We start from the raw sequence: 11,512 nt of genomic DNA, 5'->3' as shown, positions 1-11,512 counted from the left end.
GGCCGCCGGACTGGCGGTGTCAGCCTGTGGAGCGCAGATAAGCCGGGCATCCGTGCCCGCACAGCGCAGCGAAGCAGGAACCCACCGAGACGGTCAGACGACCGTGGTAGGAATCCCCTGCCTTTAGGCCGGGGAGCGGAAGTCAATGACCCGGCATCGGTAAACCGTTTGGGCCGGTGCGCCGTCGGCTGCTACCGTCAGCGCAGCCGTGAGAGAAACGCGAGGAGGTGAGACCCATGAAGGCAGTAACCGGGTGGGTGCTCCCCCTTGTCGTCACGGTGGGCGATTGACGTTGGTGTCGCCCGGGAGCGCCTCAGGCAAGGCACTTCCGAAAGGCAACACCATGGACTCTCCGCATCCCGCCCCCAACACCCCTGCCGTGACGCGGCTCTCGGACACCGAGTGGCAGGCCGTCGAGGACGGCAGGGCAATCGGCCGCGCCGACGCCTCCCGGCGGCCCGACGGGCGGCTGTTCGTCAGCATCGACACCTGGCACGACACGGTCTTCGACCGCCTCGCCGCCGCGCTGCTCACCGACCTGCCCGCCCCGCTGCACACCGTCGTCGACGAGGCCGACCACGACACCCGGTCCGCCTGGCAGCGGGCCGGCTTCACCACCGCGCGCCGCGAACGGGCCTACCTGGTGCCCACCGACCCGCAGGCCACCGGCCTCGGCGCGGTACGGCCCCCGGAGGGCGTGACGATCCTGCCCGCCGGCCTGGCCGAGGAGGGCCCGCTGCGCGCCCTGGAGCGCGTCGTCCACGCCGAGGTCGAGGCCGGCGCCGGCTGGCCGGCGATGCCGGCCCAGGTGCTGCCCCGCCCGGCGGGGACCATCGTGGTCGACCCCACCACGTACGCGGTGGCGCGCCAGGGCGACCGCTACGTGGGGCTGATCCGGGTCACCCCGCCCCGCCGGCCGCGGATCGGGCTGATCGCCGTGCGCGCCGAGCTGCGCCGCCGGGGCATCGCCCGGGCGCTGCTGGCCCACGCGCTGGACTCGCTGCACCGCGGCGGCACCGCCACCGCCTGGGCCGAGGCGACGGAGTCCGACCCGGCCGCCACCGCGCTCCTGGAGGGCGTCGGCGCCCGGCGCGCGGGCGCCACCCTGGAGCTGGTCCACCGCTGACCCGCGCACCGGCCGCCGCCCCGGCATCGAACGAACGACCCCGGCACCGACGCCAAGCAAGCAAGCAAACGAACGAACGAATGAAGAGGTGAACACCATGACCAAGACAACGAACGGCATCGAAGTCGAAGGCACCGTCATCGAGTGCCTGCGCAACGCCAACTTCAAGGTGGAACTGCAGAACGGGCACGTCGTCCTGGCCCACATCAGCGGGAAGGTCCGCAAGAACCACATCAAGATCCTCCCGCACGACCGGGTGCTCGTGGAGCTCAGCCCCTACGACCTCACCCGCGGCCGGATCCGCTACCGCTACCGCAACTAGCAGCGGGAGGACCGGTGGCCCGGCACGCTCCCCCGTGGCGTGCCGGGCCACCGGTGGTTCTGCCGCGCGGGGCTGACGGGCCCGGCGCGTCGCGGTGTTCCTCGTGGAGGATGCCAGGACGCGCCGGGCCCGTGTTGTCCCTGCGTCTCCACTTCCTTGGCAATGCGTCTACTCCTTGCCCGTACCGCCCGCGGCGCCGTCGCCGTCCTGCTCCCGCCCGGCCAGGGCCCGGTGGCGGTGCTCACGGGGCGAGAGCCCGTACGCGGCCCGGAAGGCGCGGCTGAAATCGTCGGCCCGGGGGAAGCCCCAGCGGGCCGCGACGGCCTGGACCGGCAGGGTGCGCAGCGCCGGGTCGGCCAGGTCGCACCGGGCCCGCTCCAGCCGCTGCCCGCGGATCCAGGCCGCCAGCGTCCGGCCGTCCCCGGACTCCCCGGACTGCCGGGTGAAGACCCGGTGCAGGTGGCTGACGGAGACGTGGTGGGCGGCGGCGATCACCGCCGGCGACAGGTCGGGGTCGGCGAGGTTGCGCCGCACGAAGGCGCGCACCGCCTCCGCCAGGGCCCGCTGCCGGGTCTCCTCCGGCACGGCCGCCTCGGCCTCCAGTTCCCCCGCGACCCAGGCGGCGACCAGGTCGACCGCGATCGTCCCCAGCCGGGCCGCCCCGGCCGGCCCCAGCACCGCCGCCTGCCGGTCCAGCCCGACCAGGAAGTCCGACAGCAGCGCGCAGGTGCCCTCGCGCACCGAGAACCCCCGCCCCAGCAGGTCGCGCAGCCGGTGCGGCGGCAGCGGCAGCAGCGACACCGGGAAGTCGATCCCCACGGCCTCGGTCCGCTGCTCCCGGCGGCCGCCGCCGCAGGCCCCGAGGGCCCGCACCTCGTACGGGTGCGAGCTGTCCACCAGGTAGAGGTCGCCCCGGCCGAAGGTGCGGGTGCGCTCCCTGGTGCCGCGGGTCAGCGACAGCCCGCCGGCGAGCGGCATCGTCAGGTGGTACACCCCGGGGTCGGTGCGCCGCACCATGGCGGCGGAGCGCCGGAAGCGCGTCGGCGGGAACGAGGACCGCAGCAGGGTCACCGGCCCCAGCTCCAGGCGGCGCATCTCCGCCCGGAAGTCGTCGGCGTGCTCGCTGGTCATCTCGCTGGCCCGGGTGCGCCCGATCAGCTCCCGCCAGCAGTCGAACCGCTCCCGCGCGGGCAGGCCCTCGCCCCGGAACACGCTCCCCGTCACCGCGGCCACCTCGCCGCCCCCTTCCCGCTCCGTCTCCCGGCCCGGCCGCTGCCGGACCGTCGACCGTAACCGATCCCGCCCGTCCGCCCGCCCGGACGCCCGTGCCGGCCCAGAGGGTCCGAGCCCGAGCCCGGACCCGGATCCGGACCCGGAGCCCCGGGCCCGGGCCCTCAGGCCTGGAACGGCCCCTCGTCCACGAAGGTGCGCAGCAGCCGGGCGAAGGTCCGGGCGTCCTGCGCCGGCCAGGAGGCGAGGGAGTCCTCGATGCGGGCCGCCAGGCGCTGCCTGGTGGCCCGTACCGCGTCCTGCCCGCGGTCGGTGAGGACGAGCAGGGTCGCGCGCCGGTCGCCGGGGTCGGCCTCGCGGCGCAGCAGCCCGGCCTCCTCCAGCCGGTCGGCGCGGCGGGTCACGGTGGTGCGGTCCAGCCCGATCTCGCGGCCCAGGTCGGCGGCGCTGCACGGGCCGGTGCGGGCCAGGCCGCTGAGGACCGGGTAGGTGAGCTCGTCGACGGCCTCCCCCAGGCCGTCGGTGAGCTGGGCGTGCAGGCCGGCGCGGGTGCTGCGCCGCAGCAGCAGTCCCAGGGCCTCGGCGATCTCATGTCCGGTCGGATTCGTCACCCCCTCAGATTAGCGTGCGCTGCGCACGCTTTTCCTGTACCGTCAGATGCGTGCCTGAGGCACGCACTTTCTCGTGACGACCATCGGAGGACCCCGTGCAGCACACCGACATCACCACCGCCCTGACCGACCTGCTCCTCACCCCGGGCCTGGACCTGAACGAGGCCGTCGACCGGCACTTCGCCCCCGACTACCGCCAGCGCACCGACGGCCGCTGGGACGACCGCGAGGAGTTCCTGGCCCACATCGCCCACCTGCGCACGGTCGTGGCCGACGGCTCCGTCGAGGTCCACGAGGAACTGGTCAACGGTCACCGCTACGCCGACCGCCACACCATGACCATCACCAAGACCGACGGCTCCACCGTCCGCATGGAGGTCTACCTCTTCGCCGAGTTCGCCCCCGACGGCCGCTTCCGCCGCATCGAGGAGACCACCCTCCTGCTGGAGGGCGCCGACCACGACCGCGACCTCGGCAGCGCCCGCTGAACACCCGGCACCGGCCGTAGGGCGGGGGCCGTGGGACGGGGCCGCCCCCGCCCCCGCCCCACGGCTGTTCGCCCCCGCCCCACGGCTGTTGGCCCCAGCCCTACGGCCGCTCGCCCGCGCCCTCGGTGTCGATGTGCGGCAGCACCCGGTCCAGCAGGCGTGGCGTCCACCAGGCCGCCGGCCCCAGCAGCGTCATCACCGCCGGCACCAGCAGCAGCCGCACCACCGTGGCGTCCACCAGCACGCTGACCGCCAGGCCCAGCCCCATCATCTTGATCACCACGTTGGCGCTGACGATGAACGCGGCGAACACGCTCACCATGATCAGCGCGGCACAGGTGATCACCCGGGCGGTGATCTCCAGCGCGTGCGCCACCGAGTCCTGGCTGCGCCCGGTGCGCAGCCAGGACTCGTGGACCCGCGAGAGCAGGAAGATCTCGTAGTCCATGCTCAGCCCGAAGACGATCGCGAACATCATCATCGGCACGTAGCTCTCGATCGGGACCTTCCCCGCGACCCCGAGCGCCGGCCCGCCCCAGCCCCACTGGAACACCGCCACCACCACCCCGTACGAGGCCGCGATCGACAGCAGGTTGAGCACCGCGGCCTTGACGGCGACCAGCAGGCCGCGGAAGACCGCCAGGATGATCAGGAAGGCCAGCGCGACCACCACCGCGATGATCGGGACCAGCCGGCTGGAGACGAGGTCCAGGAAGTCGACCTGGGCCGCGGTGTTGCCGGTCACGTACGTCCGCGCGCCGCTGCCCGCCACCGCGTCGGGCAGCACGGTGCCCGACAGGCGGTCGACCAGGTCGGTGGTGGCCCGGTCCTGCGGGGCACCGGCCGGGACGACGGTGGCGAACAGCACCGCGCCGTCCGGGCTGGTCTGCAGCGGGGTGGTGCTCGCCGCACCGGGCAGGCCGGTGAGGGCCTGCTGCACGGCGCCCTGCACGCCCGCCCGGGATCCGGGCGCCACGGCGCTCTGGTCGACCACTACGGTCAGCGGCGCGTTCGCCCCCGGGCCGAAGGCCTGGGAGACCAGGTCGTAGGCGCGCCGGTCGGTGAAGGAGGTCGGGTCGGCGCCGTCGCCGATGTGGCCCAGCTGGATGGAGAACAGCGGGATGGACAGCACCCCGAGCGTGACCACCCCGGCGACCAGGTAGCGCCACGGGTTCGCCTCCACCCGCCGGGCGTAACGGTGCCAGCTCCCGCCGCCCCCGCCGCTGCCCCCGGCCTCGCCGCTGCCCCCGCCCCCGCCGCCGCCCCCGGCCTCGGCGATCGGACGGCGCACGGCGAAGCGGTCCATCCGGCGCCCGATCAGCCCCATCAGCGCCGGCAGCAGGGTCAGCGCGCCGAGCACCGCCGACACCACCGTGACGGCCGCCGCCGCCCCGAGCTTGGCGATGAAGGAGATGCCCGACACCGACAGCCCGGACAGCGCGATGATCACCGTGCAGCCGGAGACCAGCACCGCCCGCCCGCTGGTGGCCACCGCCTGCCCGGCGGAGGCGACCGGGTCCACCCCGTCCATCAGGTTCTGCCGGTGCCGGGTCAGCAGGAACAGCGCGTAGTCGATGCCCACCCCGATGCCGATCATCGTGGCCAGGGTCGGCGCCACGGTGGCGAAGGTGGCCAGCGCCGCGACCAGCCCCAGCGCCCCCAGCCCGACCACGGCCGCGATCAGCGCCGTCAGCAGCGGCAGTCCGGCCGCGATCGCGCTGCCGAAGCCCACCAGCAGCACCACCACCGCCACCGCGAAGCCGATCACCTCGCTGGAGCGGTCGTCCGCCGCCGGCCGGGCCAGCTCGCCCAGCGGCCCGCCGTACTCCACCTGCACCCCGGCCTGGCGCAGCGGCGCCACCGCCGCGTCCACCCCGCCCAGGTAGTCGCGGCCCAGCAGCGCGGGGGTGGTGTCGAAACGGACGGTGATGTAGCCGGTCAGCCCGTCGGGGGCCAGCGGCCCGCCCGGCGGGGCGCTCTGCCCGGCCGGCGGCAGCGGGCTCTGCGCGCCGACCACGTGCGGCAGCTGCTGGAGCGCCGTGACGGCCTGGGCGATCTGCGGCTGGAAGCCGGTCAGCGGCCGGGCATCGTGCAGCACCACCGGGGAGCTGGTGCCCGCGGCGCCCGGCTCGTGCGCCTGCAGCACGTCCCGGCCCTGCTGGGCCTGGGTGCCGGGCAGGGAGAAGTCGTCCGAGTAGCTGCCGCCGACCGCCCGGTTGGCGGCCTGGACGCCGGCCAGGGCGACGATCCACAGCACGACGACGACCAGCGCGTGGCGCGCGCACCACTCGCCCAGGCGCCGCAGCGCCCCGCGCCCGGCGGGCGGCGGCGCCGCGGCGGCAGGGGGGACACGGCGGGTGGACGGCGGCATGGACGGGCTCCCGGGGTCTCCTGCGCGCTGGTGCGCCGAACCGGCGCAGTGTTCCCCGCGGGCCGCCGCCGCCCTCCGGTACCGGCGGGTAGTCGCCCCGAAGGCCGCCACCCCGCCCCCGCCTCCACACCCGCCTACGGTCGGGTCAGGGCCGCCCGCCCCCGCCGAGCAGGGGCGTGCTCACCGGCGCCGCCGCCCCGACCAGCACCACCAGCTCGTGCCCGCCCGGGTTGGCCTGCACCGGGACGGTGCGCCAGTTGTTGGCCAGCCAGACGTTGCCCGAGGGGTCGATCTGCACTCCGGTGTTGCGCTCCAGCCCGTCGCTCGTGTACCCGGTGCCGGGCGGCGAGATCGGCTCACCGGTGCGCACCCCGGGCGGGCAGGCCGCCAGGTTGACCCCGCACAGCCGGGCGACGCGGTGACCGCCGAAGTTGGCCACCCACACGGTGTCGTCCCCGTCCACGGCCACCCCCCAGGGCAGGAACAGCCCGCCGTTGGCGAAGGGCGCGGGCGCCGGCGTCCCGTCCGCCCCGATCATGGTCACCGAGGCGCCCGGACGCGGGCCGTCCTCGCCGCCGAGCGCGTCCGCCAGGTCGCCGGGGGCGCTGTCCCCGCAGGGCACCGGCAGGATGCCGCTGTTGCTCACCCAGGCGTTGCCCCGGCTGTCGGTGGCCAGCGCCAGCGGCCGGCGCAGGCCCGCCCCGGTGACGGTCCGCTCCAGCGCGCCGTCGGGGCCCACCACCTGGACGCTGTCGCTGCCGTTGCCGCTCACCCACAGCCGCCCGGCCGGGTCCACCGCCGCGCCGAAGGGCTTGTGCAGGCCGGGCGTGACGATCTGCCGGGCGGCGGCCGCGTCGCCGTCCGGGATCCGCGCCACGCTGTCCGAACCGCAGTTGGCGACCCACACCGTGCCGGCCCGGTCGGCGGCCATGCCCTGCGGCTGGACGATGCCCGCCCCACGCCAGCCCGCGGGCGGCGACAGCGGGGTGCCGTCCGGGGCGAACTGGGAGAGGCTGCGCTCCAGCGGCGTCGGATCGATCGGACAACCACGGCCCTGGAAACCGAAGTTGGCGACCCAGGCGCTGCCCCTGGCATCGACGGTGATGCCGAAGCCGGCCCCGTACAGGCCGCCGCCGCGGTAGGGGGCGCCGAGGGCGTCCTGCCCGGTGGGGGTGAACTTGAGCACCGCGTCGCTGCCACAGACCGGCACCGCCGGATCCGGCCCGAAACGGTAGTTGTTGCTGACCCAGGCGTTGCCGTCCGCGTCGAAGGCGATGTTGCCGGGGCCGTCGAGCTCGTGCCCGTTGCCCGCGTAGCGCAGCGCCACCGTCCAGGCGTCCGGCGCGGCGCCCAGCGCGGGCCGGTAGCGCTCGGTGGTGGCGGCCAGCGCGAACAGCTCGGCGGCGTTGCGGCCCGGATCGTGGGCGATGTTCACGGCGGCCAGCAGCGTGTCGCGCGGCCGCTCGCCGCCCGGCGGCCGGGCCAGCTCCAGCAGCCGCTCGCAGGAGTCGCCGGTGACGCACGAGGCCAGCAGGTTGGCCAGGGAGTTGACCTCGGCCATGGTCGAGGTCAACGCGCCGTTGGGCGGCCCGGCGAGCAGCGGGGCGATGTCGCCGGTGCCGGTGTCGGCCAGGTTGTGCGCGAGGGCGGCGGCGTTCGGCAGCCCGGGGGAGGAGCCCGCGACACCGTCCGGGCCGGTGAACCGGGCCAGCGCGTAGGCCGTGGCCACGGTGGTCCGCTCGTTGACGACCAGTTCGGGCGGCGCCTGGGCGCCGCTGAGCACCGCGGCCAGCCTCACCGGCCCGTGGCCCGCTCCCTGCGCCTGCCCGGCCCCGCCCCCGCCGCGCCCGCCCCCACGGGCCGGCAGGTCGGCCAGCACGTACAGCACCGCCCGCGCGTCCCGCGGCCGCCGGTAGTCCAGGCTGAACCGCCCGTCCCCGTCACTGCGCCCCCGGGCCAGCACCCGCGGCCGCCCGCCCCCGCCCTCCCCGGCCTGGTACAGCGTCACCCGCGCCCCGCCCAGCGGCGCGTCACCGCTGCGCACCACCCCGCACTGCCCGGCCTCCGCCCACCCGGCGGCCGGCGCGGCGTGCGCGGGCCCGGCGGCGAGCTGGGCCAGGAGGGCGGCGGTCAGCAGGACACCGCGGTGTCGGCGCATGGGGGACTCCGTTCGATCGCAGGAGGTGACAGGAGGGGAAGGGAGCGGCCCCGCCCGCGACGGGGCCACTCGGCGGGACCGCCGCCCTCCTACCTGCCACATCCCGAGCCGCCCGGACGCGACCGGCCGCCGGACGCGGCGGAAAATGCCCGGGACGGCCGAGCCGCACCCACCCCCGCCGACTTCCCGCGCGGCACCGGCGAGTTGGCTAGACTGCCCCGGCCCGGTGTGATCAAGAAGGGACATGAACGAGCATGGGAGGATCCTGGATGACCGCGACCGAGCCCGATCCCGAGCAGCCGGCGGTGCCGCAGATACGCCAGGACATCCCGCACAGCGCCCGGATGTACGACTACTTCCTCGGCGGCAAGGACAACTTCGCCGTCGACCGCGAAGCCGCCGAACGCGTCCTGGCCGTCTTCCCCACCATGCGCACCGCCGTGCGGGCCAACCGCACCTTCATGCACCGCGCCACCCGCGCCCTGGCCCGGCGCGGACTGCGCCAGTGGCTGGACATCGGCACCGGCATCCCCACCTCGCCCAACCTCCACGAGGTCGCCCAGGCCGTCGAACCCGGCGCCCGGGTCGTCTACGCCGACAACGACCCCGTCGTCCTGGCCCACTCCCGCGCCCTGATGACCAGCACCCCCCAGGGCCGCACCGCCTACGTCCACGGCGACGTCCACGACCCCGCCGCCATCCTGGCCACCCCCCAGGTCGCCCGGACCCTCGACCTGGACCGGCCGGTCGTCCTGTCGATGATCGCCCTGCTCCACTTCGTCCCGGACCTCGACGACGCCCGCGCCATCGTCCAACACCTCCTGGACCCGCTGCCCGCCGGCTCCGCCCTGGTCCTCTCCCACGCCACCGCCGAACTCGACCCGCCCGGCGCCTCCAAGGTCGAGGAGATCTACAACCAGGCCGGCACCTCCCTGCGGCTGCGCCCCCGCGCCGAGTTCGCCACCTTCTTCGCGGGCCTGGACCTGCTCGACCCGGGCATCGTGCCCGCCCACCGCTGGCACCCCGACGGCGCCGACGAGGCCGACCTGCTGCCGGCCGGCGTCACCGACGCCCAGGTCTCCTTCTACGCCGGCGTCGCCCTCAAGCCCTGACCCGGCGACAGCACACCGCCACCGCACACGGCGAGGGCCCGCGGCTTCCACCGCGGGCCTCGCCGTGCGTGCCCCGGCGCGGGGCCCGGCCCCCGACACCCCGTCAACACCCCGGCCGCCACCGCATCCCGTCCGGGTGACGCCGGGGCGGTTCCGGCCCGCGCCCGGGCCCCGGTCCGCTCTGCTGGGAGCGCCCGCACCGCCCGAGCCCGCCCCGGAGGAGCCCCGTGACCTCGCCCTGCGACCCCCAGTACGCCCCCGCCGGCGACGTGAGCGCGGCGCTCATGGTCATCGACTCCCGGCTCAAGGCCCTCTACGACGGCCGCACCGGCACCGACCCCCAACACCGCGAGATGGTCGACCACCTCGCCGCCTCCCTGGGCCCGGACGGCTTCGCCGCCCTGCTGGAGGGCGCCTGCACCCTCATCTACCTGTACATGAACTGGCTGCGGAAGGCCTGCGAGGACCAGGGCAAGGACGTCATCGAGTACGTGCTGCCCAACCTCCTGGCCACCATGCGCATGATGCCCCGCACCTTCCGCCCCGAGGTCGTCCCCACCATGGCCGGCCTGCTCGTCGCCGCCGGCAGCGGCCTGAGCCCCAACCTGTGGCGCGCCCAGTACGGCCCCTGGACCGACGCCGAGATGAACCCCCTGGAAGCCACCGCCACCCTGCTCGCCGAGTACGTCAACCGCATCTGCGGCGACGACCAGGACTTCGCCACCCGCCTGATCACCGACGCCCTCTCCCGCGCCGACGACGAGGAGGCGGACGAGGCCGACGAGGCCGACGAGGACTGACCCCCGCCCTCCGGCCGCCCCTCCGGCCGCCCCTCCGGCCGCCCGACGGAGTGTCAGTGCCCACCCCTAAGGTGGAGACAACGCTGGAGGGAACGCCGAAAGGCGCCGCGGGAAACCCCGCGAGAGGACTCCGGAAATGCATCGCAAGCGCGCCGGAAAAGGGGATAGCCATGTCCGCGAACAGGATCAAGCACAAGGTCAACCACGTCTCCCTCGTGGTCGACAAGTCCGGCTCGATGCACCAGCACCAGGCCCAACTCGTGCGCGTCGTCGACGAGTTCGTCAAGGGCCTCCAGGAGGAGTCCGACCGCCTCGGCCACGAGACCCGGATCAGCCTCTACGCCTTCGACCACGAAGTGCAGAACCTGGTCTGGGACATGGACGTCAAGCACCTGCCCTCCCTGCGCGGCCTCTACCAGGTCGACAACGGCGCCACCGCCCTGATCGAGGCCGCCGTGAAATCCGTCGACGACCTCAAGAACATCTGGGAGGGCTACGGCGAGCACTCCTTCCTCCAGGTCGTCGTCACCGACGGCGAGGAGAACGCCTCCGGCTGCTCCCAGAGCGGCCAGATGCACACCCGGATGAACGCCGGCCAGGGCGCCGCCGTCCTGCGCTCCTGGCTCGACCGCATCCAGGGCGCCATGGACGACCTCCCCGACCACTGGACCTCCGCCATCCTCGTCCCCAACTCCCTCGCCAAGCGCACCGCCCAGGAGTACGGCTTCCCGGCCGGCAACATCGCCATCTGGGACGCCGACTCCAGCAAGGGCGTCGAGGAGGCCATCGGCACCGTCAAGTCCGCCGCCACCAGCTTCCTGCGCGGGCGCGAACAGGGCGTACGCGGCACCAAGAACCTCTTCGCCATGGGCCAGGACCTCGACACCGCCCAGGTCAAGGCCAACCTCGACGCCCTGGACACCGGCAAGTACATCCTCATACCCGTCGACGAGGCGACCCCCATCCGCGACTTCGTCACCAGCGCCGGCCACCCGTACAGGACCGGCTGCGCCTTCTACGAGCTGTCCAAGCGCGAGAAGATCCAGGGCAACAAGCAGCTCGCCGTCGCCGAGAAGGACCCGGCCACCGGCCGGATGACCGGCCGCGTCTTCTCCGGCCCGGCCGCCCGCCGACTCCTCGGCCTGCCCGCCGCCGAGGCCGTCGTCAAGCCCGGCGAGAACCCCTCCTACACCGTCTTCGTCCAGTCCACCTCCGTCAACCGCAAGCTCGTCCCCGGCACCAAGCTCCTCGTCCTGCGCTGACCGCTGACCGCTGAGCACCGGCCGCTGCGGCC

Annotated in this window: 10 protein-coding genes; 6 read left to right on the top strand and 4 right to left on the bottom strand. The window is 74.8% G+C overall.

Annotated elements, in window-relative coordinates:
• Positions 1-343: 343 nt before the first annotated feature.
• Together ACIQWA_RS37735 and infA are read left to right on the top strand one after the other, a co-directional pair.
• Positions 344-1,126, top strand: coding sequence for a GNAT family N-acetyltransferase (locus tag ACIQWA_RS37735; protein ID WP_402490863.1), 783 nt, complete (start codon positions 344-346; stop codon positions 1,124-1,126).
• Positions 1,127-1,223: 97 nt separating this feature from the next.
• The gene (gene infA / locus ACIQWA_RS37730) at positions 1,224-1,448 is read left to right on the top strand and encodes a translation initiation factor IF-1 (protein ID WP_188306513.1); all 225 of its coding nucleotides are present in this window, start codon (positions 1,224-1,226) and stop codon (positions 1,446-1,448) included.
• Positions 1,449-1,616: 168 nt separating this feature from the next.
• Here infA and ACIQWA_RS37725 read toward each other — a convergent pair whose 3' ends face one another.
• Both ACIQWA_RS37725 and ACIQWA_RS37720 read right to left on the bottom strand, forming a co-directional pair.
• A complete protein-coding gene (locus tag ACIQWA_RS37725; RefSeq protein ID WP_402490860.1) occupies positions 1,617-2,672 on the bottom strand; it encodes an AraC family transcriptional regulator in 1,056 nt (351 codons plus the stop codon).
• A 170-nt stretch (positions 2,673-2,842) separates the two neighbouring features.
• Positions 2,843-3,289, bottom strand: coding sequence for a MarR family winged helix-turn-helix transcriptional regulator (locus ACIQWA_RS37720; protein WP_402490857.1), 447 nt, complete (start codon positions 3,287-3,289; stop codon positions 2,843-2,845).
• Positions 3,290-3,384: 95 nt separating this feature from the next.
• Between ACIQWA_RS37720 and ACIQWA_RS37715 the strand changes: the two genes are divergently transcribed.
• Complete coding sequence (locus tag ACIQWA_RS37715; RefSeq protein WP_402490854.1) at positions 3,385-3,777, top strand: nuclear transport factor 2 family protein; 393 nt, start codon at positions 3,385-3,387, stop codon at positions 3,775-3,777.
• 100 nt (positions 3,778-3,877) lie between these two features.
• On the opposite strand, the gene ACIQWA_RS37710 is transcribed toward ACIQWA_RS37715, so the two are convergent.
• Both ACIQWA_RS37710 and ACIQWA_RS37705 read right to left on the bottom strand, forming a co-directional pair.
• Positions 3,878-6,148, bottom strand: coding sequence for an MMPL family transporter (locus ACIQWA_RS37710; RefSeq protein ID WP_402490852.1), 2,271 nt, complete (start codon positions 6,146-6,148; stop codon positions 3,878-3,880).
• Positions 6,149-6,293: 145 nt separating this feature from the next.
• Positions 6,294-8,306, bottom strand: coding sequence for a hypothetical protein (locus ACIQWA_RS37705; RefSeq protein ID WP_402490849.1), 2,013 nt, complete (start codon positions 8,304-8,306; stop codon positions 6,294-6,296).
• Between the two features lie 269 nt (positions 8,307-8,575).
• On the opposite strand from ACIQWA_RS37705, the gene ACIQWA_RS37700 reads away from it, so the two are divergent.
• The 3 genes from ACIQWA_RS37700 (at position 8,576) to ACIQWA_RS37690 (ending at position 11,480) form a co-directional block, all read left to right on the top strand.
• Positions 8,576-9,418, top strand: coding sequence for an SAM-dependent methyltransferase (locus ACIQWA_RS37700; RefSeq protein WP_402490847.1), 843 nt, complete (start codon positions 8,576-8,578; stop codon positions 9,416-9,418).
• Between the two features lie 227 nt (positions 9,419-9,645).
• On the top strand, positions 9,646-10,218 hold the full coding sequence (locus ACIQWA_RS37695; RefSeq protein WP_402490845.1) for a hypothetical protein: 573 nt from the start codon (positions 9,646-9,648) through the stop codon (positions 10,216-10,218).
• Positions 10,219-10,388: 170 nt separating this feature from the next.
• Complete coding sequence (locus tag ACIQWA_RS37690; RefSeq protein WP_402490842.1) at positions 10,389-11,480, top strand: VWA domain-containing protein; 1,092 nt, start codon at positions 10,389-10,391, stop codon at positions 11,478-11,480.
• Positions 11,481-11,512 lie beyond the last annotated feature (32 nt).

Origin of the sequence: Kitasatospora sp. NPDC098652 (assembly GCF_044760155.1) — a bacterium.
Lineage (GTDB): Bacteria > Actinomycetota > Actinomycetes > Streptomycetales > Streptomycetaceae > Kitasatospora.
Note: the sequence above shows the minus strand (reverse complement) of the source record. Positions and strands in the feature narration are given on the sequence as shown.

Excerpts from the sequence above, each read along its gene's own strand:
- ACIQWA_RS37735 (WP_402490863.1), top strand. The coding sequence starts at position 344 with ATGGACTCTCCGCATCCCGCCCCCAACACCCCTGCCGTGACGCGGCTC.
- infA (WP_188306513.1), top strand. The coding sequence starts at position 1,224 with ATGACCAAGACAACGAACGGCATCGAAGTCGAAGGCACCGTCATCGAG.
- ACIQWA_RS37710 (WP_402490852.1), bottom strand. The coding sequence starts at position 6,148 with ATGCCGCCGTCCACCCGCCGTGTCCCCCCTGCCGCCGCGGCGCCGCCG.
- ACIQWA_RS37705 (WP_402490849.1), bottom strand. The coding sequence starts at position 8,306 with ATGCGCCGACACCGCGGTGTCCTGCTGACCGCCGCCCTCCTGGCCCAG.
- ACIQWA_RS37700 (WP_402490847.1), top strand. The coding sequence starts at position 8,576 with ATGACCGCGACCGAGCCCGATCCCGAGCAGCCGGCGGTGCCGCAGATA.
- ACIQWA_RS37690 (WP_402490842.1), top strand. The coding sequence starts at position 10,389 with ATGTCCGCGAACAGGATCAAGCACAAGGTCAACCACGTCTCCCTCGTG.